The sequence below is a fragment of the Actinoplanes flavus genome, assembly GCF_017592555.1.
Taxonomy (GTDB): domain Bacteria; phylum Actinomycetota; class Actinomycetes; order Mycobacteriales; family Micromonosporaceae; genus Actinoplanes; species Actinoplanes flavus.
Map to the genome: position 1 here is coordinate 156,019 of NZ_JAGFNS010000018.1, position 26,176 is coordinate 182,194.

General features: G+C 72.6%; 19 protein-coding genes. 12 read left to right on the top strand and 7 right to left on the bottom strand.

Translation table 11 applies throughout. The annotated features are described in order from the left end of the window. Positions 1–25 precede the first annotated feature (25 nt). From J5X75_RS26525 to J5X75_RS26535, 3 genes are all read left to right on the top strand, one after another. The gene (locus tag J5X75_RS26525) at positions 26–2,170 is read left to right on the top strand and encodes a serine/threonine-protein kinase (RefSeq protein ID WP_208470213.1); all 2,145 of its coding nucleotides are present in this window, start codon (positions 26–28) and stop codon (positions 2,168–2,170) included. A 395-nt stretch (positions 2,171–2,565) separates the two neighbouring features. Then, positions 2,566–4,599: an acyltransferase family protein gene (locus J5X75_RS26530; RefSeq protein ID WP_208470214.1), complete on the top strand. Its 2,034-nt coding sequence runs from the start codon at positions 2,566–2,568 to the stop codon at positions 4,597–4,599. Positions 4,600–4,632: 33 nt separating this feature from the next. After that, positions 4,633–5,907 (top strand): serine/threonine-protein kinase, encoded by a 1,275-nt coding sequence (locus J5X75_RS26535; RefSeq protein ID WP_208470215.1) that lies wholly within the window; start codon positions 4,633–4,635, stop codon positions 5,905–5,907. A 93-nt stretch (positions 5,908–6,000) separates the two neighbouring features. Here J5X75_RS26535 and J5X75_RS46090 read toward each other — a convergent pair whose 3' ends face one another. After that, complete coding sequence (locus J5X75_RS46090) at positions 6,001–9,159, bottom strand: bifunctional cytochrome P450/NADPH--P450 reductase (protein ID WP_208470216.1); 3,159 nt, start codon at positions 9,157–9,159, stop codon at positions 6,001–6,003. A 92-nt stretch (positions 9,160–9,251) separates the two neighbouring features. On the opposite strand from J5X75_RS46090, the gene J5X75_RS26545 reads away from it, so the two are divergent. The 8 genes from J5X75_RS26545 to J5X75_RS45595 all read left to right on the top strand — a co-directional run bounded on the left by J5X75_RS26545 (position 9,252) and on the right by J5X75_RS45595 (position 16,907). Beyond that, complete coding sequence (locus J5X75_RS26545) at positions 9,252–9,776, top strand: TetR/AcrR family transcriptional regulator C-terminal domain-containing protein (protein ID WP_208470217.1); 525 nt, start codon at positions 9,252–9,254, stop codon at positions 9,774–9,776. A 220-nt stretch (positions 9,777–9,996) separates the two neighbouring features. After that, on the top strand, positions 9,997–12,018 hold the full coding sequence (locus J5X75_RS26550; protein WP_208470218.1) for an acyltransferase family protein: 2,022 nt from the start codon (positions 9,997–9,999) through the stop codon (positions 12,016–12,018). Between the two features lie 139 nt (positions 12,019–12,157). Next, entirely contained in the window at positions 12,158–12,460 is a 303-nt protein-coding gene (locus J5X75_RS26555) for an urease subunit gamma (RefSeq protein ID WP_208470219.1), read from the top strand. Then, entirely contained in the window at positions 12,457–12,864 is a 408-nt protein-coding gene (locus J5X75_RS26560; protein WP_208470220.1) for an urease subunit beta, read from the top strand. The genes J5X75_RS26555 and J5X75_RS26560 overlap by 4 nt, the downstream gene beginning before the upstream one ends. Beyond that, entirely contained in the window at positions 12,861–14,579 is a 1,719-nt protein-coding gene (locus tag J5X75_RS26565) for an urease subunit alpha (RefSeq protein WP_208470221.1), read from the top strand. The genes J5X75_RS26560 and J5X75_RS26565 overlap by 4 nt, the downstream gene beginning before the upstream one ends. 40 nt (positions 14,580–14,619) lie before the next feature. Then, on the top strand, positions 14,620–15,267 hold the full coding sequence (locus tag J5X75_RS26570) for an urease accessory protein UreF (RefSeq protein ID WP_208470222.1): 648 nt from the start codon (positions 14,620–14,622) through the stop codon (positions 15,265–15,267). Then, entirely contained in the window at positions 15,257–15,979 is a 723-nt protein-coding gene (gene ureG, locus J5X75_RS26575) for an urease accessory protein UreG (protein ID WP_208470223.1), read from the top strand. The genes J5X75_RS26570 and ureG overlap by 11 nt, the downstream gene beginning before the upstream one ends. Before the next feature lie 67 nt (positions 15,980–16,046). Then, entirely contained in the window at positions 16,047–16,907 is an 861-nt protein-coding gene (locus J5X75_RS45595) for an urease accessory protein UreD (RefSeq protein WP_208470224.1), read from the top strand. Positions 16,908–16,939: 32 nt separating this feature from the next. Here J5X75_RS45595 and J5X75_RS26585 read toward each other — a convergent pair whose 3' ends face one another. Further along, complete coding sequence (locus J5X75_RS26585; protein WP_208470225.1) at positions 16,940–17,611, bottom strand: TetR/AcrR family transcriptional regulator C-terminal domain-containing protein; 672 nt, start codon at positions 17,609–17,611, stop codon at positions 16,940–16,942. A 48-nt stretch (positions 17,612–17,659) separates the two neighbouring features. Between J5X75_RS26585 and J5X75_RS26590 the strand changes: the two genes are divergently transcribed. After that, on the top strand, positions 17,660–18,397 hold the full coding sequence (locus tag J5X75_RS26590; RefSeq protein ID WP_208470226.1) for a DUF4386 domain-containing protein: 738 nt from the start codon (positions 17,660–17,662) through the stop codon (positions 18,395–18,397). Between the two features lie 212 nt (positions 18,398–18,609). Here J5X75_RS26590 and J5X75_RS26595 read toward each other — a convergent pair whose 3' ends face one another. From J5X75_RS26595 to J5X75_RS26615, 5 genes are all read right to left on the bottom strand, one after another. Continuing rightward, positions 18,610–19,512, bottom strand: a complete 903-nt coding sequence (locus tag J5X75_RS26595; protein WP_208470227.1) for a sigma-70 family RNA polymerase sigma factor — start codon at positions 19,510–19,512, stop codon at positions 18,610–18,612. Positions 19,513–19,723: 211 nt separating this feature from the next. Beyond that, complete coding sequence (locus J5X75_RS26600) at positions 19,724–19,978, bottom strand: hypothetical protein (RefSeq protein ID WP_208470228.1); 255 nt, start codon at positions 19,976–19,978, stop codon at positions 19,724–19,726. Positions 19,979–20,221: 243 nt separating this feature from the next. After that, positions 20,222–22,207 (bottom strand): serine/threonine-protein kinase, encoded by a 1,986-nt coding sequence (locus J5X75_RS26605; protein WP_238489329.1) that lies wholly within the window; start codon positions 22,205–22,207, stop codon positions 20,222–20,224. 403 nt (positions 22,208–22,610) lie between these two features. Further along, entirely contained in the window at positions 22,611–25,355 is a 2,745-nt protein-coding gene (gene cphA / locus J5X75_RS26610) for a cyanophycin synthetase (RefSeq protein WP_208470229.1), read from the bottom strand. Further along, positions 25,352–26,170 (bottom strand): cyanophycinase, encoded by an 819-nt coding sequence (locus J5X75_RS26615; protein WP_307798267.1) that lies wholly within the window; start codon positions 26,168–26,170, stop codon positions 25,352–25,354. Before J5X75_RS26615 ends, cphA begins: the two co-directional genes overlap by 4 nt. Between the last annotated feature and the right edge of the window lie 6 nt (positions 26,171–26,176).

A 26,176-nucleotide genomic window follows, 5' to 3' on the forward strand; every position in this document is an offset into this window, starting at 1 on the left:
AACTCTCCTGGGTAGAGGGACATTCATGCCTCACCCCGGAGAGTTGCTCGGCGGACGTTACCGGCTGGACGACCGCATCGCCTCCGGCGGCATGGGCGAGGTCTGGCAGGCGACCGACACCGTTCTGGGACGGGCCGTCGCGGTCAAGACCCTGCTCGCCGACCGGGCCAGCGATGCCGGCTTCCAGCGACGATTCCGGCACGAGGCGCGGGCGCTCGCGGCCCTGCGCCACCCCGGTGTGGTCGCGGTGTACGACTTCGGCAGCACCGGCACCGAGGACGCCTACCTGGTCATGGCCCGGGTCGACGGGCAACCGCTGAACCGGATTCTGGCCGAGCGCGGTCGCCTCACCCCGGCCGAGACCATGTCGCTCGTGGCGCAGGCGGCCTCGGCCCTGGCGGCAGCACACGCCGCCGGGATCGTGCATCGGGACGTCAAACCGGGCAACCTGCTGGTCGAACCGGACGGCACGGTGGTCCTGGTCGACTTCGGGGTGGCGCGCTCCGCCCATTCCGGCACCCTGACCGGGGCGCGGGAGGTGGTCGGGACTGCCCTCTACATCGCGCCGGAGCAGGTGACGAAGCAGGAGGCCGGTCCCGCCGCGGATGTCTACGCGCTGGGCGCTCTGGCGTTCCACTGCCTCGCCGGGCACCCGCCGTTCCTCGGCAAGAACCCGATCGCGATCGCCCTCCAGCATCTCGACCAGGAGCCGCCGCCGCTGCCGGACGACGTGCCGTCCGCGGTGAGCGCGCTCGTCCGTACCGCGCTGGCGAAGGATCCGGCGGCACGCTTCCCGTCCGCCGAGGCCATGGCCGAAGCCGCCTCGGCAGCGGCCACCGAACTAACGAACCAGGCCGGCAAATCAGCGGCCACAAAACTCCCGGACCAGGCCGGGAGTTCAGCAGCCACCGGGCTCGCGGGCCCGGCCAGGGAACCAGCAGCCACCGAACTCACAAGCCAAGCCGGGGAAACAGCAGCCACCGAACTCACGGGCCAGGCCACGGAACCAGCAGCCACCGGGCTCGCGGGTCAGGCCGGGGAAACGCCCGCCGCGAGGCTCGGAACCCAGGCTGGGGGAACGCCCGCCGCAGCCCCCACAGGTGGGATCGTGACCGGCCCTGCCCCGGTGGCGCCCGACGACGGCCTCGCGAAGACGAGGACCGGGGCGCCCTGGTTCGGCATCGCCGGAGTCGTCCCCATCGGGACGTCCTCGGAGGAAAGCGGAGCCATCGAGCCGGACTCGACCGGCGGGGGTCCCGCCGTTCCCGCGCAACGCTCACCCGCGACGGCAGGCACGCCGACCGTGCCGACCACGGCGGCGACGGAGGCTCACACCGCTGGTGCTACAACGGCCGCAGCGCTGGGTGGGGCCGCCACGGTCGGCGAGACCGCCACGGTCGGCGAGACCGCCACGGTCGGCGAGACCGCCGCAGTGGGCGGGGCCGCAGCGGCGGGTGAGACCGCCACGGTCGGCGGGAACGCCGCAGTGGGCGAGACCGCCGCGCCGAGACCGGCCCCGTCAGAGGGCCAAACCCCTGGTCGAGCCATGGCCGGGACGGAGGGCTGGGCCGCCGCGCCGGGTATGGCCGCGGCTGGCGGAGGCGCCGGTGCGGGCGTAGGTGGGACGGCCGGGGATCGGAGTGGAGACTCCGGGGGAAGGATGCGACGGCGGCAGCGGGTGCTCGCGGTGGCGGCGGCCGTGGTTCTCGGGGTGGCCGGTGTGGTCGCCGCGGCGGATCCGTTCGGGCTCTTCGGTGGCCGGGAGAGGATCGACCGGGTCGTGCCTGATGCTCCGGCGAGTTCGGCGCCGCGGACCGTGGAGCAGAAGGACGACAAGGGCGGACCGGACAACAAGGCCGACTATCAGGAAAAATCTCCGAAACCGAAGAAGTCCTCCGCCGAACCGAGCCGGACGCCGACCCGGCCCGCGGAGAGTCAGGCCGGGCCGACCGCCGGGCCGACCACCGAGCCGACGGCCGGGGAGACGTCCACACCGGAGCAGACTCCCGACGGCGACGAAACCAGCGAGCCCGGTGAAGACGAGACCGAACCCGGCGCGAACGAGACTGAACCCGGGGAGAACCAGGCTGAAAGCGGCGAGATCCAAGCGGAGACCGGCGACAACCAAGCCGCAAGCGGCAAGAACCAAGCCGAAACCAAGGCGCCCTAGGTCGAAACCGGGGAGAACCAAGCCGTAAGCGGCAAGAACCAAGGCGAGACCGAGGCGCCCTAGGTCGGCACCGAGAGAACAAGCCGTAAGCGGCGAGAACCAAGCCGAAACCGACGGGACTCGGGCCGAAACCGGGAGGACCAGGCCGAACAGGGTGATAACCAGGCCTCCGACCTAGCCGACCGGCTCGTGAACAGCCGATGAAAGAGCTGTGTGCAAGCTTTGGGATCGATATGTAAGATCTCTCAGCTAACCCTCCGGGCGGACCGGCGGCACTGAGTTCCCTTAGGCAGGACATGTCGGTTATCCACGACACGCAAACCGCAGCGCTCCGACCGGAGAACGAGGTCAAGCCGGCTCAGCCACATCTCAGGTTCCGGCCGGACATCGAGGGCATGCGAGCCGTCGCGGTGACTCTCGTGGTGCTGTCGCATGCCGGGATCGCGGGGCTGGCCGGGGGCTACGTCGGCGTCGACGTGTTCTTCGTGATCTCCGGCTTCCTGATCACCACGCTGCTGCTCAAGGAGCTCACCCGGACCGGCCGGATCTCGCTGGCCACCTTCTACGCCCGGCGCGCCACCCGGCTGCTGCCGGCGTCGACCCTGGTCCTGCTGGTCACCGTGGTGGGCAGCTGGCTGTGGCTGCCGGCGACCCGGTTCTCGTCGATCGCCTCGGACGCGATCTACGCCACCTTCTACGGGATCAACTGGCGGCTGGCGCACGAGGGCGTCCAGTACATGAACGCCGACGCCGCCCCGTCGCCGCTCCAGCATTTCTGGTCGCTCGCGGTGGAGGAGCAGTTCTACCTGGTCTGGCCGCTGCTTCTGCTGGTCTTCGCGCTGGTGTGGGGCAAACGCCGGGCCGCGGTGGTGGTCACCCTGTGCCTGATCGTGGTGGCGTCGCTGATCACCAGCGTCCAGGTGACCGAGTCGTCGGCGCCGTGGGCGTACTTCGGGGCGCACACCCGTGCCTGGGAGCTCGGTATCGGCGCCCTGGTGGCGATCGGCGCGAGCCGTCTGGCCGCCCTGCCCCGGGCGCTGGCCGCCGGCCTGACGTGGGCGGGTCTCGCGGCGGTGGTGACCTCGGCGCTGATGTACGACGAGGCGACCCCGTTCCCCGGTTCGGCCGCCGCCCTGCCGGTGCTGGGCGCCGCGGCGATCATCGCCGGTGGTTGTGCGGCGCCCCGCGGCGGCGCCGTGGCCCTGCTCGGCACCTGGCCGTTCCAGCAGATCGGCAAGTATTCGTACAGCTGGTACCTGTGGCACTGGCCGGTTCTGATGATCGTCCCGTCCATGCTGGACGTGGAGCCGAACGTACCGCTCAACCTGGGTCTGTCGGCCGGCGCGCTGGTGCTGGCGATCGGCTCGTACCACCTGGTGGAGAACCCGGTCCGGAACCACGCGTGGGTCAAGAAGGGCGCCCGCCGGGGCATCGCGGTCGGCCTGGCCCTGTCGATGACCGCCGCGCTGGTCGCGCAGGTCGGCGCCATGAACCCGCCGCAGCTGGCCCGGGGCGACGCGGCCGTGAACACCGCCAAGGCGGTGGCGGCCGCCGCCGACCCGGAGGCGGAGCTCAGGCGGATCATCGCCGAGTCCGCCCGCCTGGGTGAGCTGCCGGCGAACGTCACGCCGAAGGTGCAGCGCGCCCACTACGACCTGCCGGCGTACTACAAGAGCAAGTGTCACCTGGACTACGCGGACGTGACCGCCCCCGGCGAGTGCGTCTTCGGTGACCCGGCCGGCAAGCAGACGGTGTACCTGTTCGGCGACTCGCACGCCGCGCACTGGTATCCGGCCATGGACGCGATCGCCAAGAAGCGCGGCTGGAAGCTGATGGTCCGCACCAAGAGCGCCTGCCAGGCGCCGCTGGTCCGGACGTACGCCCAGGTCTTCAAGCGCCCGTACGACGAGTGCAGCCAGTGGCGTGACACCGTCCTCGCCGAGATCAGGCAGACCCGCCCGAAGCTGGTGGTGATCGCCTCGAACGGCAACAACAACGGCGGCCTGCTGGACGCGGCCGGCAACCGGATCGACGAGGGCGCCGCCGAGGAGCGGGACGCGCTGTGGGCGGCCGGCTGGACCGCCACCTTCAAGGCCGTCCGTGCCAAGGGCACCGCGCTCGTGATGATCGAGGACACCCCGTGGCCGGGCAAGGACGCTCCGGAGTGCCTGGCCGCCCACTCGAACCGGGCGTCGAAGTGCGCCCGCCCGGCGGCCGAGGCGTTCGCCTTCCCGCCGCGGCAGGCGCTGGTGTCGCAGGCGGCCCGTGGCAACGGGGTCACGGTGATCGAGACCCGGCCGTGGTTCTGTGACGGTGACGTCTGCCCGGCCGTGGTCGGCAACATCCTGACCTGGCGGGACAGCAGCCACATCACCACCCGGTACGCCGCGATGCTGGCCCCACTGCTGGAGGCCCGCCTTCCGATCTAGGCGAACGGGCCATCGATCGTAGAAGATGAGTCCATGCCCGGACCGGGAGATTCGCTCGGCGGGCGATACCGGTTGGAGGACCGGATCGCCGCCGGGGGCATGGGCGAGGTCTGGCGGGCCACCGACACCGTCCTGGGCCGTCCGGTCGCGGTGAAGATGCTGCTGGCCGGTACGGCCGGGGAGGCGAGTTTCCGGCGGCGCTTCGAGCACGAGGCGCGGGCGATGGCCGCGCTGCGGCATCCGGGTGTCGCCGCGGTGTACGACTACGGCAGCACCGCCGAGGGCGCGTTCCTGGTGATGGCCCGCATCGACGGCCAGTCCCTGGATCAGCGGCTGACCGAGCGCGGCCGGCTGTCGCCCGCCGAGACCATGGCGGTGGTCGCTCAGGCGGGCCGGGCCCTGCACGCCGCGCACCGGGCGGGCATCGTGCACCGGGACGTCACGCCGGGCAACCTGATCGTCGAGCCGGACGGCAACGTGGTGCTGGTCGACTTCGGGGTGGCCCGGTCGGCGACGTCGCAGACGCTGACCGGCGCCCGCAACGTGGTGGGTACGGCCTGCTACATCGCCCCCGAGCAGGTGTCCAAGCAGGTGGTCGGCCCGGCCGCCGACCTGTACGCGCTGGGCGCCGTCGCCTACCACTGCCTGACCGGGGCTCCCCCGTTCACCGGCGACGACGCCGTCACGATCGCGCTGCGTCACGTCTCGGAGGAGCCGCCGCCGCTGCCGCCGGCCATCCCGGCGCCGGTCCGCGAGCTGGTCGAGCAGGCCCTCGCGAAGGATCCCGGCGCCCGGGCCCCGTCCGCCGCCGCGATGGCCGCCGCGGCGACGAACGCGGCCGGTGGCGAGGCGGCGGTCCGTGCGGCGCTTCTGGCCACCGAGCCGGTCACCACCCCGATCCCGCGCCGGCCGTCCGTCCGGACACCCGTCGACGAGAGCCCGGCGATCCCGGCGGGGCCCGCACGCTGGCTGCCGGTCCTCACGGTCGCGCTGACGGTGCTCGCCGTCTCGATGTTCGCGCTCGCCGCGGCCCAATGGTTCGGCTGGTTGCCGGCCGGCCGCGCGACGCCCTCGCCCACCCCGGCCGGTTCACCGAGCCCGGACGGGCTTCCGAGCGTGTCCGTCACCCCGTCGCCGTCGGCCTCCACCGGCCGCAAGCCTCCGCCCGCGACCCGCACGCGTTCTCCGCGCCCGTCGGCCACCAGCCCGTCCGCCGACGGCAGTGTCTCGCCCGTCCCGTCGACGAGCGTGTCGCCGGACGCCCCGGCGAGCCCTCCTCCGGCCGGCCCGTCCGCTGACGCGGGCTGAGACCGAAGATCAAGGTCAAGACCCGGCGACGGTACGGCGACCGAAGACGATCCGTGGCGCCGGCCCGGACCGGCCCGGCGCCACGGAATCCGGCTAGGCGAAGACGTCCTGCTGGTAGCGGCCCGCCGCTTCCAGGGAGCTGAGCCACGACTCCGCCTGTTCGGCCGTCGCGCCGGTGTGGCGGCGGAAGATGGCGTAGAGCTCGTCGCGGACCGCCGGCGCCATCCGGGCCCCGTCGCCGCACAGGTAGATGTGGCCGCCGCGTTCCAGCAGCTCCCACACGGCGTCGCCCTGTTCGGCGAGGGCCTCCTGGACGAACCGGTGCGGGTGGTCCGGCACCGCTGAGAAGGCCAGGTGCAGGTCGGCCACCCCGTCGGCGGCCCACTGCTCCATCTCCTCGCGGTACAGCCAGTCGTGCTCCGGGTGCCGGCAGCCGTAGAACAGCTTGGCGGGACCGCGGCCGGGCTGCAGCGCCCGTTCCTGGAGGAAGCCGCGCAGCGGGGCGAAGCCGGTGCCCGGACCGATCAGGATCATCGGCGTGGCCGGGTCGGCGGGCAGCCGGAAGGGCGGCGCCGGCACCCGGACGTGGCCGTAGAACACGTCGCCGGGCGACAGGCGGGCCAGGTATTGGGAGCACATGCCCCGGTACCGGCCGTTGCCGGTGCGGGACGGGCCGTCCACCAGGCCGACGGTGATCGTCACGAGTGACGGGTCGACGGCGGGCGACGAGGAGATGGAGTAGAACCGCGGCCGGATCGTGCCGACGAGCTCGAGGAACACCCCGAACGGCAGCTCGACCGCGGGGAACCGCTCCAGCAGGGAGAGCACCGACACCCGCTTCGCGAGGATCTCGTCGGCGTACGCCTGGCGCGCCTCGGGGGTGTCGGCGGTCCAGAGGGCCAGCTGCCGGGTGGTCCACGGGCACGGGGTGTGCTCGGCGAGGACCCCGATCTGGCCGCGGGTGGCCGGTTCCTGGAGTTCCACGAAGTCGGTGAGCAGCAGGCCGGCGGTGACCGGGATCCCGATCGGCAGTCCGCTGGGCCGCTCGCCGTCCTGGCCGAGACGGATCACCAGGTCGCGGGACACCCGGAGCGTGTGCAGCGCCCAGTCGACGAGTTCCGGGTCGTTCTTGGCGTAGACGGCCAGGTGGTCGCCGGCGGTGTACTCGACCCCTTCGGGCAGCTGGACGGTGATCGCCTTGACGCCCGGCCGGGGCGCCTCCCGGGTGAAGTCCCACAGCCCGGTGGGGTCGCCGACCAGCTCCTCCACCGACATGATCATGACGGGGTGGGCCTGCCCGGACACCACGGCGGGCCGGATCTGGTCCTCGCCGAGGACCTCGACCGAGTAGCGCGGCCCGGTGCTGGCGGCCGTCGCGGTCCCGTAGGCGGCGGCGAGCGCCGTCCACAGCCCTTCCAGCCAGGTGGTGGCCATGCCGTCGAAGTCGCCGGAGGCGTCGGTCTCGCCGCGTTCGACGACCGGTTCCGCGCCGGCCGCCGCGAGCTTCTCGAAAACCCGTTTCGGGTACGCCTGGTAGGTGGCCCATTGCGTGTTGCCGTTGCCGAGGACCGCGAACCGGACGCCGTCGAGCGCCCCGGCCGGGATGTCGAGGTCGTCGAAGGCCTGCGCATTGTCCGGCGCCTTGCCGTTGTAGCTGGACGTGACGACGGTCAGCAGCCCCTCGCCGGGCAGGTCGGCGGCCAGCTCGTCGAGGGTCTGCACGGTCACCTCGAACCCGGAGCGCCGGGCCCGGTCGGCGATCTGCTGGGCGAGGTCCTCGGAGGTGCCCAGGTTGGACCCGTAGGCGACGCGCATCCGTACCCCCGAGGCCTGAACCTCGACCTCGTCGGTGACGGCGGCGGCCGACGGCGCGGAGGTGGCGATGCGCTCGTGCTCGTGGCGCCGGCGCAGCCGGAGCCGGAAGTCCTCGGGCTTGATGGTGAGGGTCTGCTTGATGGTCAGCTCGTGGCCCTGCGGGTCGGAGAGCGCGAACCGTTGCAGGATCATGGCGAGCGCGAGCCGGGCCTCGGTGAGGGCGAACTGGCGGCCGATGCAGGCCCGCTCGCCGTTGCCGAACGGCTTGTACGCGTGCGGGTGGTGCGACGCCTTGTGCTCCGGCAGCCACCGGTCGATGTCGAAGGTCTCCGGGTCGCTCCAGGCCGCCGGGTGGGTGTGCAGCGGCTTGAGCACCACCGCGATCTTCTGGTTCGCCTCGATGGCGTAGCGCCCGCCCAGCGTGGTCGCCTCCCGGGCGGCCAGGCCGATCGCGGTGATCGGCGAGTGCAGGCGCAGCGTCTCGTCGAGGATCCGCGGGATCACGTCGAGCTTCATGATCAGCTCGTAGGTGGGCACGGTGTCGCCGGGCAGGATCCGGTCGACCTCGGCGTAGGCCTGGGCCAGCACGTGCGGGTTGCGCATCAGGTGGTGCAGCGCGAAGGAGAGGGTGCCGCTGGTGGTCTCGTGCCCGGCGATCAGGAAGGTGAGCACCTGGTTGCGGATGTTCTCGTCGGACAGCCGCCCGCCGGTGACCGGGTCGGACGCCTCGAGCATCAGGCCGAGCAGGTCGTTCAGCTTCTCGCCGGAGGCCCGGCGGACGCGGATCACCTCGTCGACCGTCTCCTGCATGACGGAGATGTCCGACCGGTAGAGCGCATCGGCCTTCTTCTTCAGGCCGGTGACCATCGGGAGCTGGCGGGTCCGGTTCATCGCCTCGGTCAGCGCGCTGCCCATGGCCTGGAGGAACGGGTGCAGCTCCGGCTGCTCGAAGGAGCGGAACCGCTGCCCGAACCCGGCGAGCGTGATGGTGTCGAGGGCGAGCCGGGTCATGTCGTCGGTGACGTCGACCTCGTTGCGGCCGGCCCACGCGGTCGTCAGGTTCTCGGCGATCTCCAGCATCTGCGGGAAGTACGCCTTCATGGACCGCTGACTGAACGCGGGCAGCAGGATGCGGTGCGCCTGGCCCCACACCTCCTCGCCCTCACGGGCGGTGAACAGGCCGTCACCGGCGAAGTCGCGGACGTGCGCGAGCGGCGGGTCGATCGGCTTGTAGAAGCGGCTCTCGTCACAGACCTCGGCGACCAGGTCGGGGTCGTAGACGAAGACGACGTGGCGGCCGGCCAGGTTGAGCTTGAAGAGCCCGCCGGGATGCTGTGCGGCCAGCTCGGCGAAGAACCGATGTGTGCCCTCCACCGGGACCTGCAGTCCATTGCCGACGATCGGCAGTCCGCGCGGGGTGGGAATCGGGGCGGTCACGTGGGGTCCTCCTCAGCCATACGGTGTATGGCGCTACCATACGGCGTATGGCTGGAAACGGAAGGCAGAGTGATCCACGTCTAACGAAGGACGTGATCCTCCTGCGCGCGCTCAGGATCATCGACGCCGAGGGCGTGGGGGCACTGAGCATGCGCCGCCTGGCGGGCGACCTGGGCGTCAATCCGATGTCGCTCTACCACCACGTGCACAACAAGGCCGCCCTCCTGGACGGCGTGACCCGGCTGGTGACCGAGGGCGCCCGGCACATCATGGTCGCCGAGGGCACCTGGCAGGAGCAGCTGCGCCGCCTGGCGTACGAGTTCCGGGCGCTCAGCCTGGCCCACCGCAACCTGATCCGGCACGCCTTCGCCTCCGACGACTTCATCCAGAGCGACGGCCCGATGTGGCGCTCGCTCTGCGCCGTCCTGCGCTCCGCGGGACTCCTGGAGAGTGAGGTCGAGCGGACCGGCGCGGTGCTCGCGGTGCTCGTCGGCGGACTGCTGCACACCGAGGTCAACGGCACCATGGGCCGGCTCATCGGGGTCGGCGAGGCGGACGACACCGGGTTCGCCCTGGCCGTGGATCTGTTGATCGACGGGGTCGCCGCGCGCGTGTGAGGTTTCCTCGCCATGAAAGCGTGATGAACCAGCTGTGGATCACCCATGTCGTGACGGGTACGATCGGCGACCGATTACCCGGCGGGTGCCGTCGCCCTTCAGCAGGCTTAGGTAGGACATGTCGGTTTCGTACGACACACAACTCCACAGCGCCCGCCCGGAATCCTCTCCGGGAGCGCCCACACGCTCACACCTAGGTTTCCGACCGGACATCGAGGGAATGCGGGCGATCGCGGTCACCCTGGTCGTCCTGTCGCACGCGGGCCTCTCCGGCCTGGCCGGCGGCTATGTCGGCGTCGACGTGTTCTTCGTGATCTCCGGCTTCCTGATCACCACGCTGCTGCTCAAGGAACTCACCCGGACCGGCCGGATCTCGCTGGCCACCTTCTACGCCCGGCGCGCCACCCGGCTGCTGCCCGCCTCCACAGTGGTGCTGCTGGTCACCGTGACGGCGAGCTGGCTGTGGATGCCGGCCACCCGGTTCAAGTCGATCGCCGCCGACGCCATCTACGCGACCTTCTACGGGATCAACTGGCGGCTCGCGAACGAGGGCGTGCAGTACCTCAACGCCGACGCCGAGCCCTCCCCGCTCCAGCACTTCTGGTCGCTGGCCGTGGAGGAGCAGTTCTACCTGGTCTGGCCGCTGCTCCTGCTGATCTTCGCGCTGGTGTGGGGCAAACGGCGTACGCCGGTGATCGTCACCCTCGTCCTGGTGGTCGCCGCCTCACTCACGGTGAGCATCACGCAGACCGCGTCCTCCGCCCCGTGGGCCTACTTCGGAGCGCACACCCGCGCCTGGGAGCTGGCCGTGGGCGCGCTGGTCGCGGTCGGCGCGGCCCGGCTCGCCGGACTCCCCCGCGCCCTGGCCGCCACCCTGACCTGGGCCGGACTGGCCGCCGTGCTGGTGTCGGCGTTCCTCTACACCGAGGAGACCCCGTTCCCCGGCTCGGCCGCCGCCCTGCCGGTGCTCGGCGCCGCGGCGATCATCGCCGGTGGCTGCGCGGCGCCCCGCGGCGGCGCCGTGACCGTGCTCGGCACCTGGCCGTTCCAGCAGATCGGCAAGTATTCCTACAGCTGGTACCTGTGGCACTGGCCGGTCCTCATGATCGTTCCGCACATGCTGGACGTCGAACCGACCATCCCGCTCAACCTCGGGCTGGCGGCCGGTTCCCTGGTGCTGGCGATCGGCTCCTACCACCTGGTGGAGAACCCGGCCCGCAACCAGGCATGGGTGAAGGCCCGGTCCCGTCGCGGCCTGGCCGTCGGCCTGGCCCTGTCCTCGCTGGCCGCACTGGTCGCGCAGGTCGGCGCCATGAAGCCGCCGCAGCTGGCCAAGGGCGACCCGGCGATCGACACCACCCGGGTGGTGTCGGCCGCCGCCGACCCGGAGAGCGAGCTGAGCCGGATCATCGCGGCCTCGGTCGGCACCGGGAAGCTGCCGGCCAACACCACCCCGCGGGTGCAGAACGCGCGCAAGGACAAACCGTCGTACTACAGCACCAACTGCCACCTGGAATACCTGGAGACGGTGGTGCCCGGGCCCTGCGTGTTCGGCGACCCGGCCGGCAAGCGGACCGTCTACCTGCTCGGCGACTCGCACGCCGCGCACTGGTTCCCGGCGGTCGACGCGATCGCGAAGGAACGCGGCTGGAAGCTGATGGTCCGTACCAAGAGCGCCTGCCACGCCGCCTCGGTGAACACCTTCAGCACCGCCCTCAAGCGTGCCTACACCGAATGCCCGGCCTGGCGCGAGAAGGTGCTCGCCGAGATCGGCAAGGCCCGGCCGTACCTCGTGGTGATCTCGTCGAGCGGCAACGACGGCAACCCGCTGCTGGACGAGAACGGCCACCGGGTGACGTCCGGCGCCGACCAGCGCTGGGCGGACGGGTGGGCGGCCACCTTCCGTACGATCAAGGCGCCCAGGACGAAGCTGGTGCAGATCCGGGACACGCCGTGGCCCGGGCACAACGCGCCGGAGTGCCTCGCCGAGCACTCCCGCAAGATCTCCCGGTGTGTCGCCCCGGCCGGCGACGCGGTCCAGATCCCCGCCCGGCAGCAGCTGGTCGACCAGGCCGCGAAGGCCGGCGGCGTCCAGGTGATCGACCCGACCGCCTGGTTCTGCACCGCCGAGGACTGCCCCACCGTGGTCGGCAACCTCCTGGTGTGGCGCGACGACGACCACATCACCACCCGGTACTCGGCCATGCTGGCCCCGCTGCTGGGAGCACGCCTGCCGAAGTAGTCCGGGAAACGAACGGAAACGGCCACGCCACCGTGCGGAAGCACGGAAGGCGTGGCCGTTCCGTGTTTTGATCCTCATAGGTTCACACGTCCGAAACTTCCACCTGCGAGCATTCCGGAGCGCTAACAGGAGGTTCCCTTTGTTCCTCAGCCAGCACGAGCAGGAACGCCTGCTCATCCACGTCGCGGCCGACGTCGCCCGGCGGCGCCGCGAGCGGGGCCTGCGGCTCAACTATCCGGAGGCCACCGCGATCATCACCGCGTTCCTGCTGGAAGGCGCCCGCGACGGGCGGACCGTGGCCGAGCTGATGGACGCCGGGCGCCGCGTGCTCACCCGTGACGACGTCCTCGACGGGGTGCCCGAGATGCTGGCCGAGGTGCAGGTGGAGGCCACCTTCCCGGACGGCACCAAGCTCGTCACCGTGCACGGGCCGATCTCGTGATCCCCGGCGAGGTCCTGTACGGCGAGGGCGCCATCGAGATCAACGCCGGCCGTCCCACGGTGACCCTGACCGTCCGCAACACCGGCGACCGGCCGGTCCAGGTCGGCTCGCACTTCCACTTCGCCGAGTCCAACGCGGCCCTGGAGTTCGACCGCGCCGCCGCCTGGGGGCACCGGCTGGCCGTCCCGGCCGGCACCTCAGTCCGGTTCGAGCCCGGCATCCCCCGCGACGTGACCCTGGTGGCGCTGGCCGGCGAGCGCATCGTGCCCGGCCTGCGCGGCCTCGCCGGCGGACCGCTCGACCGGGCGCCGGCCGTCCCCGGGCCCGACCCCACCGACATCGAGCCGGCCGGTTCCCTCGACGAGGACGAAGGCGACGGCGAGCACAACGGGAGCCCGCGGTGACCTTTCTGGAGCGCGACCGGTACGCCGCCCTGTACGGACCCACCGCCGGCGACCGGATCCGGCTCGCCGACACCAACCTGCTGATCGAGATCGAGGAGGACCGCAGCGCCGGGCCCGGTCCCGGCGACGAGGTCGTCTTCGGCGGCGGCAAGGTGATCCGCGAGTCGATGGGCCAGTCCCGCGCCACCCGCGCCGAGGGCACCCCGGACACCGTCATCACCGGCGTCGTGGTGCTCGACCACTGGGGCATCGTCAAGGCCGACGTCGGCATCCGCGACGGCCGGATCGTCGCCGTCGGCAAGGCCGGCAACCCGGACACCATGGACGGTGTGCACCCCGGGCTGGTCATCGGCGCGGGCACCGAGATCATCGCCGGGAACGGCAAGATCCTCACGGCCGGGGCGATCGACAGCCACGTGCACCTGATCAGCCCGACGATCCTGGACACCGCGCTGGCGGCCGGCATCACCACGATCATCGGCGGCGGCACCGGCCCGGCCGAGGGCACCAAGGCCACCACGGTCACCCCGAACGCCTGGCACCTGGCCCGGATGCTGGAGTCCCTCGACACCTGGCCGGTCAACGTGCTGCTGCTCGGCAAGGGCAACACGACGTCCACCGAGTCGATGTGGGAACAGCTGCGCGGCGGGGCCGGCGGCTTCAAACTCCACGAGGACTGGGGCACCACCCCGGCCGCGATCGACGCCTGTCTGGGCGTGGCCGACGCGTCCGGCGTCCAGGTGGCGATCCACACCGACACGCTGAACGAGGCCGGCTTCGTCGAGGAGACGCTGCGGGCCATCGCCGGACGGTCCATTCACGCCTATCACACCGAGGGCGCGGGCGGCGGGCACGCGCCGGACATCATCACGGTGGCCGCGCACCCCAACGTGCTGCCGTCGTCGACCAACCCGACCCGGCCGTACACCCGCAACACCCTCAGCGAGCACCTCGACATGCTGATGGTCTGCCACCACCTCAACTCGGCCGTACCGGAGGATCTGGCCTTCGCCGAGAGCCGGATCCGGCCGTCCACCATGGCCGCCGAGGACTACCTGCACGATCTCGGGGCGATCTCGATGATCGGGTCGGACTCGCAGGCCATGGGGCGGGTGGGTGAGGTCGTCACGCGTACCTGGCAGACCGCGCACGTGATGAAGGCGCGCACCGGAGCCCTGCCGGGCGACGGGGCCGCGGACAACAACCGCGCGAAACGCTATATCGCGAAATATACGATCTGCCCGGCGGTGGCGCACGGCATGGCCGCGCAGATCGGCTCGATCGAGCCGGGCAAGCTGGCCGATCTGGTCCTCTGGGATCCGGCCTTCTTCGGGGTACGCCCGGCGCTCGTCCTCAAAGGCGGCATGATCGCGTACGCGCAGATGGGCGACGCGAACGCCTCCATCCCGACCCCGCAGCCGATGCTGCCCCGGCCGATGTTCGGCGCGTACGGCGTGGTCCCGGCCCAGACGTCCCTGGCGTTCGTCGCCCCGGCCGCCATCGACGCGCTGCTGTCCGACCGGATCGGCGTCAAACGGGCGCTGGTGCCGGTCGCCGACACCCGTTCGGTGGGCAAGGCGGACATGCCGCTCAACGACGCGATGCCGCGGATCGAGGTGTCGGCGGACACCTTCGAGGTACGCATCGACGGCGCCGTCATCGAGCCGGACCCCGTCGCCGAACTGCCCATGGCCCAGCGCTACTTCCTGTTCTGATGGCGGAGTCACGCCCGGTGGGCCGGTGGTGGGGCGCGACATGAGTCTGGCCACGTTGGTGCTGCTCGCGGATGGGCGGCTGCCCTCCGGTGGGCACGCGCATTCCGGCGGGCTGGAGCCGCAGATCGCCGCCGGGCGGGTGCGTGACATCCGGGAACTCGACGGGTTTCTGCGCGGGAGGCTCGCCACCGGTGGGCTCGTGTCGGCGGCGTTCGCGGCCGCGGCCTGCGGGGACGTGGGGCGGGCCGCCGAACTGGACGCCGGGCTCGATGCCCGGACTCCCTCGCCCGCGCTGCGCAGGGCCTCCCGGGCGCAGGGGCGCGCGCTGCTACGGGCCGGGCGGGCGATGTGGCGGCTGGCCTCGCTGCCGTCGCGGGAACCCCATCAGCCGGTCGCGCTCGGCGCGCTGGCCTCGGCTGCCGGGCTGACGCCCGTCGAGGCGGCGGTCGCGGCGGCGCACGGCACGATCTCCGGCTCGGCCGGCGCGGCGGTCCGGCTTCTCGGTCTTGATCCGTACGCGGTGCACGCGCTCCTGGCGCGGCTCGCCCCCGAATGTGACCGGATCGCGGCGCTCGCCGCGCGACGGCACGGCGACCCGGTCGACGACCTGCCGGCCGCGGGCGCTCCCCTGCTCGACATCGGCGCCGAGCACCACGCCACCTGGGAGGTGCGTCTCTTTGCATCCTGAACTGCCTCATCAGCACGAACACGGCCCCGGCGAGGCCCCCCACACCCACCCGGAACCCGGCGTGGACCCGCACGAGCCACTGCACACCGGCGCCCGCGCGCTGCGCGTCGGCATCGGCGGGCCGGTCGGGTCGGGCAAGACCGCCCTGGTCGCGGCGCTGTGCCGGGCCCTCGGCGAGGAGTTGCGGCTGGCCGTCGTGACCAACGACATCTACACCACCGAGGACGCCGACTTCCTGCTCCGCAACGGCGTGCTCCCGGCCGAGCGGATCCGGGCCGTGGAGACCGGCTGCTGCCCGCACACCGCCATCCGCGACGACATCTCGGCCAACCTGGACGCGGTCGAGGACCTGGAGGCGGCGCTCGGGCCGCTGGACCTGGTGCTGGTGGAGAGCGGTGGCGACAACCTGACCGCGACGTTCAGCAAGGGCCTGATCGACCGGCAGATCTTCGTGGTCGACGTGGCCGGCGGCGACAAGGTCCCGCGCAAGGGCGGCCCCGGTGTCACCACCGCCGATCTGCTGGTCATCAACAAGACCGACCTGGCGCCGCTGGTCGGCGCGGATCTGTCGGTGATGGACCGCGACGCGAGGGCGCGCCGTCACGACCTGCCGACGGTCTTCCTGTCCCTGGCCGAGGACCGGCGGGCCACCCCGGTGGCCGACTGGATCCGTGCCCTGGTGGCGACCCGAACCGCCGTCGCCGGTGCCTGACCTCGCCGAACCGGGGCTCCGCCACCCGCACCCACCCGGGGCCGGCCGGGCTGGGGCGGGCCGCTTCATGCGGGCGAGCGCGGCCGTCGTGGCGGAGACCGACGGGCGGGGCGGGACGCGGCTGGCCGTGCTGCGGGGTGAGTCGCCGCTGCTGCCGCGCCGCACCGGGCCACGAAGCGCCGGCGGCGCGACGGTGCACCTGGTCGGCGGCGCGGCCGGGCCGCTGCGCGGCGACGATCTGCGGCTGGACATCGAGGTGGGTCCGGGCGCCACGCTGGAGATGTTCAGCGTGGCGGCATCGCTCGCCCTCCCCGGCCGGCCCGGGCCGCCGTCCCGGCTGACGATCACCGCGAGGGTCGCGGCCGGGGCCACGCTGCGCTGGCTGCCGGAGCCGCTGATCGCGGCGGCCGGGTGCGACCACGTCGCGGTGACCCGGGTCGAGGTCGCCGCCGGCGGCACCCTGCTCTGGCGTGACGACCTGGTCTGCGGGCGGCACGGCGAGCCGTCCGGCGCGGTCCGGGCGGACACCACGATCCGGTACGCCGGAGTCACCCTCCACCGGCACGAACTCGCGGTCGGGCCGGGCGCTCCCGGCTGGGACGGCGCCGCCGTGCTCGGCGGCGGCCGCGCGGTGGGCACGCTGGTGGCCGCCGGTCCCGGCCTTCCGAATACGGGCATGGCCGGCCTTCCGAATACGGGCATGGCAGGCCTTCCGGGAGCGGGCGTGGCCGGCCTTCCGGATACGGGCGTGGCCGGCCTTCCGGATACGGGCGTGGCCGGCCTTCCGGATACGGGCGTGGCCGGCCCGAACGCCGCGGTGATGCCGATGGCCGGGCCGGGCGTGCTGGCCACCGCGGTCGGCGCCGACATCCGCGAGGTGCGGGCCGCCCTCGATCCGCTCTGCCGCCGCCCGGCCGTCGCGTTCTGAGGAGCACGGAGCACCCGGCGCCGTGGACGGGGTCAGGCGTGGGTGGACAGACCGTCGAGGACCCGGCGCAGACCCCACAGATACTGCTCGGTGCCGATCCAGGTGGCGGTGACGTCGACCGCGGCCGCCGTGCGCGGGAACATCGCGGCCGGCACCTGGGACATCGCCGCACGCCGGGCGGCGATGCGGTCCCGCTCCGGGGCCAGCGCGCCGGCCCGCGGCACGTCGGCCACCTCCAGGGCGATCGCGCCCAGGACATAGCTCATGATCAGGTACGCGCCGCGCGCCGCCTCCGTCGCGGCGAGCCCCGCGCGGTCCAGCAGGTCGAGTAGCCGCTCGCCGAGCAGCAGCGCCTCCGGCCCGTTCATCGCGCCGCCGAGCAGCAGCGGAACGGCTCCCGGATGGGCGGTGAGCCGCCGCCGCAGGTCGAGGGCGAGCGCCTCCAGGTCGGCCCGCCAGTCGTCGCCGCCCGGTGCGGCCCGGTTCAGGTCGCCGAGCAGGCGTTCCACCAGCGCCTGCTCGATGGCCGACTTGTCCGGGAGATACGTGTAGACCGAGTTCGGCGACACGCCGAGGGCCGCCGCGATCCGCCGGATCGAAGCCGCGCCGGGCCCGTCGGTGTCCAGCAGGGTCAGCGCCGCGTCGAGCACCGCCTCCTCGGTGAGCGCGCGTTTCGGTCCGGGCCGGCGTCTGGGCTCGGTCACAGGACAACCCCCTTGACTTATCTCCGCACACCGTACAGCATTCGCTGCATGAAGACTCTGCACGGCGTACAGAATTGGGTCGGCGGCCTTCTGCTGGCCTCGGCGGCGGGATTCACGGTGGCCTCCGGCGTGCTGTCGTCCACCTTCGACTGGCCGGACATCCTGCGCGAACCGGCCCCGGTGGTGCTCGCCTCGTTCCACGCCGGGGGCCCGTCGCTGGTCTGGACATGGTTCGCCGTCGCGTGGACGTACGCGCTGGTGGGCGTACCCATGTCGATGATGTCGGCGGCCCTGGGGCGCGGCACGGACCCGGTGTTGCGGACGGCCGGCGCGATCGGCGCGGCCTCCGCGCTGCTGTCCCTGATCGGCTTCCTGCGCTGGGTGTTCGTGGTGCCCGCGCTGGCCGGCTCGTGGGCGGCGGGCGACACGGCGGCCCGGCCGGCGATCGAGGCGGCCTGGACCGCGCGACACCAGTTCGGCGGCGCGCTGCTCGGCGAGCATCTCGGGCAGGTGCTGGCGATCGTGTGGTCGGCGACGGTGAGCGTGGTGGTGCTGCGGTCCGGCGCGCTGCCCCACTGGATCGGCTGGTCGGGGCTGGCCGCGTCGGCGCTCTACCTGCTCAACCAGGGTGACGTCCTGGCCACCGCGGTGCCGGGCGTCCCGGTGTGGGAGCCGGCCGGCCTGATCGGCGGCACCGCCTGGGGCCTGTGGGTGGCCGCCGTCGGGGTGGTCCTGATCGCTCGGCGGCACAGCGCCTCGACCGGCTCGATCCGCGTCGCCCGGTAGCCCGGTGAGCGGCGCCACCGGGTCGGCGATCGGTGTCCATCGTGACCGCCGCGGGGATCGGGGCGCCGGTGGACCGGCGCGGGGATCGGGGCGCCGGTGGACCGGCCGCAACACAGCCACTGTCCGATCGCGACGCGGCGGGCCACGGAGGAGGCGGGATACGAAACGGGCGCGGAACGCCGGCCCAGCCGGATCCGCGCCCGTCGGTGACCTCAGGCGGCGACCGCGATCGGCACGCCGTGACTGTCGGTCAGCGCCAGCCGGGTGTGCAGGCTCCCCTGCTGAGCCACCTTCGCGAAGTACTCGCTGCGCCGCCGCTGGAGACAGCCCTTCCGCGTCCGGGGGCCTCCCGCGGCCACGGTGAGCAGTTCCGGCGCGAGCGACGAGTTGAGGCCCTCCCGCAGCAACCGCAGCGCCTCGGTGCGCAGCTGCGAGATCCGCGACTCGGTGACACCGAGCCGGGCGGCCACCTCGCTCAACGGTTGTTCCTGGAGGAACGACTCCTCCACCACCTGCCGCAGCCGTTCGGGCAGCGCCTGGATGGCCTGGTGCAGATAGCCGAGGCGTTCCCGCTTGAGCAGCAGGTCCTCGGGTCCCTCGGAGGTCTCCGGCACCATCTCCTCCGCCGCGCCGGTGGGGAAGCCCTGGAGGCTGAGCAGGGAGGCCTTCTGGACGTCGTCCTCGACGCTGGCCAGTTCGGAGACGCCGATGCCGAGCATCTCGGCGACCTCGGCGTCGCTGGGGGTGCGTCCCAGAGCCGCGGTGAGTTCCTGACGTGCGGTGGCGGCACGCCGGGCCCGTGCCCGTACCGACCGGCTGGCCCAGTCCTGTCCGCGGAGTTCGTCGAGCAGGGCGCCCCGGATCCGGACGGCGGCGAAGCGGTGGAACGGGATGCCGCGGGTCACGTCGAAGGAGCGCGCGGCGCCGAGCAGGGCCGCGAAACCGGCGGACGAGAGGTCGTCCGCGTGGACATGGCCGGGCACCCGGTTGAGAAGCTCCCGGACCAGATGGCCAACCATCGGCATGTTTTCGCGGATCAGGTCCTCGATGTCGTGCGCCGACGGCGCATCGTGGGCGGTGCCGATGGTGGCGGGGAGTTCGGTCGTGGCGGTCACGTAGTCCTCCTCGCTTGGTACGAACCGGCTGATGAAACCGGCTGACAAGGAGAACAGTGGCCGCCGTAAGGTGCAGCGGCGGCCGAACTCGGTTGCATTTGTGGAGTTTTTTCATGAAAAACCTCAGGCCGGTGGGGACCATCACGGACCAGGGAGGTTCAAACACGGAACCCGGCCGCGATCACGGCCGGGTTCACGACGAGGGGGCTGGTCAGTGCAGCACGGGCACACGCGGTGGGGCCAGCACCTCGGCCAGCGCCGCGTGCACCCACGCCATCCGCCGCACCGCGGCCTCCGGGTGGTCGCCGAACTCGGTTGCCACACCGGCGGCACAACCGTCACTGCCGTGGCGCAGGATCATCATGGTGATCGCCTGCTCCAAGGACGCCCGGGTGGGGCTCTCGGACGGCTGCAGATACGAGACGAACAACGCCTCGGCGGCCAGGTCCTTCACTGTGCTGATCATTTGTCGAACTCCCCGATGTCGACGACCTGCTGAGAATCGGCTGACACCACGTGGTAGCCGGACTCTCGCCCATCATCCACTCGGGTGCCACATGGGCCGGCAGCCACGCCGCGCCAAAATGCCGCAATCCGGATGGCCGGAGTGGAGCAGAAGCGCCTGTCGGTCCCGTTCACCGTAACGCGGTCGCCGGCTCGCCGGCCTGTGGTTTTCCGGGCCGAACGGGCCGAACGGCCCGTCTTTCGGTCATCCGCCCCCGGTTCCTCCGGCGCAATCCGGATCCGCCGAGTCGCAATCCTCGTCGAGCGAGGTGCCCGGGGCCGGCGGCGGCGTGGTCGGCTCGGTCGTGTCGACGACGCCGCCCGGATGCGACGGGCCCTCGGACGACGGCACCGACGGTTCGATGGTGTCCGACGGGTCGGTGCCGCCCGGAGTCGTGGTCTTCGTGGTGCTGGTCCCCGGGTCCGGCTTGACCGTCGGCTTCTTCGAGATGGTCCGCGACGGCGCCGGCGTGGTGGTGATGTGCACGCTGCCACTGGGCCCGATCGAGATGCCCGGCGAGGTGGTCGGGTCGCCCAGGCGCACCTGGCCGTCGGAGAGGATCTCCACCGGACGGGACGGCTCGCCGGGTTCGGACGACACGTACGTCTCGCAGGTCTGGTCGTTGAGCTTGAAGACCAGTGGAGCCTGGTTGCTCTCCGTGTAGCTCCCGGTGATCTGCATCGTGGTGGTGCGCTGCGGCGCGATCACCGTGTTCGAGGTGACCCGGATCGCCCGATCGTCCTGCGTGAGCGCGATCCGCCCGTTTCCGGTGAGGACCTGGTCGCCGTTCATCAGGAACCACAGGCTCCATCCGTCGACCGGGATGTCGTCCCGGTTGGCGAGCGTCACCTGGGCCTTGAACCGGCCGCCGGTGTCCGACCAGACGGCGTAGCTCACCACGCACTGACCGGCCGGGGGCACCACGGTGGGCTGCGGTGTCGACGCGCCCGCCGGGGTCTTCTCGGACTGGCCGATCGCCGTCCAGCCGTAGGTGAGGCCACTCAGCACGGCGACCGTGCCGGCCACCACCACGACCCGGCGCAGATGGACGTGGTTACGGTTGGTGGGACGGTCACCGGACGGGACCGGCGGTGGACCGCCCGCGCCGGGCCGCAACGGCGGCGACGAGGAGGCCCGGGCGGGCGTCCTCTCGAACGGCTTCGACGACGGCTCGGTGGGGCCCGCCGGGACGGTCGGGCCGGGCGAGTCCGGGTCGGTCGCCTCACCGGCCGCCATCGCCGCCGCCGCGGCCGCCGGGCCGAAGCCGGAGTACGGGTACCCCGACGGCAGGATGAAGGTGTCCTCGCCGTCCTCCCAGCCCGCCTCGAAGCCGGAGGTGACCATCGGGGCGCTCGCCGAGGCGCCGGCCAGCACGTGCGCCAGCTCGGCACTGGACGGCCGGTCCGCCGGGTGCTTCTCCAGGCAGCGGGCGACCAGCGCCTCCACGCCGGACGGCAGGCCCTCGACCGGCGGCAGCGGCTCGGGCTCGGTGTACTGATGGGCGCGCAGCAGTGCCGTGGTGGTGCCGACGTCCCACGGCAGCTGGCCGATCAGCATCCGGTAGATCAGCAGGCCGACCGCGTAGACGTCGGTGGCCGGGCTGACCACGCCGCCCTCCAGGCGCTCCGGCGCCAGGTAGGCCGGGGTGCCCATCAGGCTGCCGTCGGGGTCGGTGTCGTTCTCCCCGATCAGCGCCGAGATGCCGAAGTCCACCACCTTGGCGCCGCTCGGGGTGAGCATCACGTTGGCCGGGGTGACGTCACGGTGCACGATGCCCCGGGCGTGTGCCGCCGCCAGGGCCGCCGCGACCTCCGCGGAGATCCGCACGGCGGTCGGCCATTTCAGCATCCGCACCCGGGCCAGGACGGCGGCCAGGGACTCACCGTCGACGAGTTCCATCACGACATAGGGCACCGGCTCGCCATCCACCGTGGTGGCCTCGCCGTAGTCGTACACATTGGTGATATTGGGATGCGTCAGGCGGGCGGCGGCCTGGGCCTCCGCGCGCAGCCGGCGCCGGAACGAGGGGTCCGCGCTCGTCGACGGCGGCAGGACCTTCACGGCGACCTGCCGCCCGAGCACTTCGTCGAACCCTCGCCACACCACTGACATCCCGCCGGCACCGAGGCGCTCGACCAGTCGGTACCGACCGGCGAGCAGCCCCGAACCGGGCAGGTCCGTCGTGCTCATGTGCCCCCACATGCGCGCTTCGAGAAGATCGCCGGACCGCACCGCCATGCCGCCCGACGCCGGGCGAGTCGGGCCCACCATCGGACTCCGAGCATCCCCCATCGACGGCGAGGATGTTAGTCCCTATCGGTCACCAGTTCGACCTGTCACAAGCCGATCTACCTGGGCATCATTACCGTCCGTTCGGTTACGTGAGCCCGCTTGTACAGACTTTCGCACCGTGCGGGAAAGGGCTTTCCGCCACCAGGCCGCCACATAGCGCCACGACGATGCGGAGCGAATGCCCGCTTCGTCGGAACTTTCACTCTCAACCTTCCGGGTGAGTCCACTCCGGAGGCGTTCACGATCGGTCAACACTTCACTACGGAGAGAGATCAAGTCTGTCCATGATCTGTCAACCTCGTCACGCTCGCGCGGGCAGTCCGGTAAGCTCGCGGGCCACGTGCGGAGCCGCCCCCGCGGCCCGCGACAGGGCCGTGATCCCGCTCAGCACCGGCGCCCCGCCGCCCGGCACCGCGCCCAGCTCGGCGAGGTGGGCGCGCATCGGCTCCCACTTCTCGTAGATCACCAGGACCACCTCGCCGGGCCCGGCCAGCCGCAGCGCCGCCGCCACCGCCGCGCGGTAACCGTCCGCCCGCACCGCGGTCAGCTGGGGGCGGCGGGCCCGCATCTCCCGCTCGACGAGCGCCGCGACCTCACCGGCCGGGCGGCCCAGCCGGTCCTCGTCCTCGTAGAGCACCACCCGGGTCAGGCCGTCGGCCAGAACCTGCGCCGAGGCGGCCAGCAGGTCCTCACGACGGTTCCCGGGCAGCGTGACGGCGGCCACGCAGCGGTCGGCGCCCCACAGCCGGTGCAGGGTCCGCAGCGTGGCGGCCAGCGCGGCCGGGTTGTGCGCGTAGTCGACGAACACCGAGACGTCGCCGACCCGGAACAGGGTGCCCCGCCCGGGGTTCTCCACGCTCGGGTCGAACTCGGCGAGCCGGTCGGCCAGGTTCTCCGGGCGGGCGCCGAGAGCCCGGGCCGCGGCGATCGCGGCGAGCGCGTCGGCGGCCACGTGCAGGGCCGCACCGCCGTACGCGCCCGGCACCTCCGTCAACCGCACCAGCGGAGTGCGCCGCGCGCCGGTCGCCTGCACCAGCCAGCCGTCGTGCAGCACGTACGCCGCCCCGCCGCGGGCCAGATGCTCCCCGAGCACCGGATTCTCGACGTCCAGACCGAACCAGATCAGGCGCTTGCGGTCCGCCCGTACCCGGGGCCGGCCGGCCAGGCAGCGCACCCACGGATCGTCGACGTTGAGGACCAGCGTCCCGCCGTCCCGGACCCGCTCGGCCACCACCGCCTTGACGTGCGCCAGGTCCTCGATCGAGTCGAGCCCGTCCTGGCCCAGGTGGTCGGCGGTGATGTTGGTGATCACCCCGACGTCGGTCCAGTCGTAGCCGAGCCCGCGCCGCAGCAGCCCGCCCCGGGCCGTCTCCAGGACCGCCACCTCGACCTGCGGGTCGCCGAGCACCATCTGCGCCGACCGTGGCCCGGTGGCGTCCGCGACCTGGATGATCCGGCCGTCGATGCAGACCCCGTCGGTGCTGGTCATGCCGACCCGCATGCCGCTGCCGCCGAGCAGGTGGGCGGTCAGCCGGGTCACCGTCGTCTTGCCGTTGGTGCCGGTGATCGCGACGGCCGGGATCCGCCCGTCCGAACCGCCCGGGAACATGGCCCGGACGATGGCGTCGCCCACGTCGCGGGCCCGGCCGTGCACCGGCGCCAGGTGCATCCGCAACCCGGGTACGGCGTTGACCTCGATCACCCCGGCGGCGGCCTGCTCCCCGGTGGGCGGCACCGGCGCCCCGATGTCCGGCAGGCGCAGATCGATCCCGGCGATGTCCAGGCCGACCAGGGCGGCCACCCGCCGGCAGAGCCGGTTCACGTCCGGGTGCACCTGATCGGTGACGTCCCGGCTGGTGCCGCCGGTGGACAGGTTCGCGGCATCGCGCAGCCAGACGACCCGGCCCTCCCCCGGGACCGACTCCGGTGTGTGCCCGGTGCGGCGCAGCACCTCCTCCACCGCCTCGTCGAGGACGATCCGGGTGAGCACCCGGGAGTGGCCGGCGCCCCGGCGCGGGTCGGCGTTGACCCGCTCGACCAGTTCGGCGATCGTGGCCCGGCCGTCGCCGACGACGTGCGCGGCGACCCGTTCGGCGGCCGCCACCACCTCGCCGGACACCACCAGCACGCGGTAGTCACGGCCGCCGAGGTGCCGCTCCACCACCACCTCGCCGCCGATCGCGGCCCAGGCCCGCTCGACGGCGCCCGGGGTGTCCAGGTGCAGCGCCACGAGATGCCCCTGCCGGCCGTGGCGGGGTTTGACCACCACGGGGGCGCCCAGTTCGCCGAGGAGGCGGACGGCGTCGGCGGCGGTGGCGGCCACGCCGCCGGGAGCGACCGGGATGCCCGCCTCGTCGAGCAGCCGCCGGGTGACGTGCTTGTCCCCGGCGATGTCCACGCCCACGGCGCTGGTCCGGTCGGTCATGGCCGCCCAGGCCAGCCGCCGGCGGTGGCCCCAGCCCAGCCGCACCAGGCTGAGGTCGTCGAACCGTTCCACCGGGATGCCACGGCGGCGGGCGGCCGCCATGATCGACCGGGTGCTGGGCCCGGTCGCCTCCCGTTCGGCCAGCTCGGCCAGCCCGGAGAGCCGCTCGGCCAGGGTGCCCGCCGACGGCCCGGAGCCGCTGTGCACCTCCAGGACCAGGCCGATCGCGGCCTCCAGCAGTTCGCCCGGCACCGACGACTCGGGCGACTCGTCGACCGGGCACTCGATGATCACGTCGTAGACCCCGGGCCGGTCGGCCGCTACGGTCCGCCCGAAGCTGATGTCCCTTCCGATGAGCTGGGACAACTCGATGCAGACGTGCTCGCTGACGTGGCCGAAGTAGGTGCCGTTGCGCAGCCGGCTCACGAACCCGCCGGGCACTCCGGCGGCGCAGTGGTGCTCGGCCAGGCCGGGCACCGCCCGCAACAGGCGTTCGGTGAACCCGGTGACGTCGGTGGTCTCCACGCCGGCGAGCTCGCCGAGGTCCACCCGGGCCACCACGGCGGGCCGGGACAGGTAGACGTTGGGTCCGCGCAGGCGGCGGAGGCTTTCGATCTTCATGCGGCTCGTTCCCGTTCTGGGGGCGGGCCGGTGCCCGGTCGGCGGCCCGAGAGGTGAAAGGTGCAGCCGGCCGGCAGCACGTGGATGCGGGCGCCGGCGAGCGTGATCGGCCCGGCCGGCGGAACCCGGATGTCGGTGGCGGCGCCGGCGTCGACCACCGTCACCGCCCCGCTGCCGAGGACCTCGAAGGTGTCGCCCCCGGTCAGGATGGCGGTGTCCTCGTCGATGCCCACGCCCAGTTCGTGCGGGTAGCGGGCCACCGCGCTGAGCAGCCGGTTGAGCCGGCCCCGCTCGGCGAAGTGCTGGTCGATCAGCACGCACGGCAGGAATTCGAGCCCCGGGCCGGTGCGCACGCTGTCCGCGGCCACGCCGGGGCGCTCCCCGCCGGTGATCATGGTGGCGGACATCATCGCGGCGCCCGCGCTGGTCCCGGCGAGCACCACCCGTCCCTCCCCGACCAGCCCGTGCAGCAGCGTGTCGGTCGCGGTGCCGCCCAGCACGCCGGTGATCCGCTCCTGGTCCCCGCCGGTGAAGAAGACACCGGTCGCGGCGCGCAGGACGGACTCGGTCTCCGGCGCGTTGGCGGCGGCCCGGTCGTCGAGCCGCAGGGCGCGGACGTCACCGGCGCCGAGGGCGGCGAATCTCTCCCGGTAGGCGGACTCGGCGCTCTCCGGGGACTCGCTGGCGGTGGCGATGACCACGATCCGCGCGGCCCTCGATCCGGCGAGCTCCACGAACCTGCCGAGCAACTCGGAGCCGGCGGCGCCACCCATGATCAGCAGCCGGCCGCGGTGCGGATCGGCGCCTCCGTCCACCGCTCC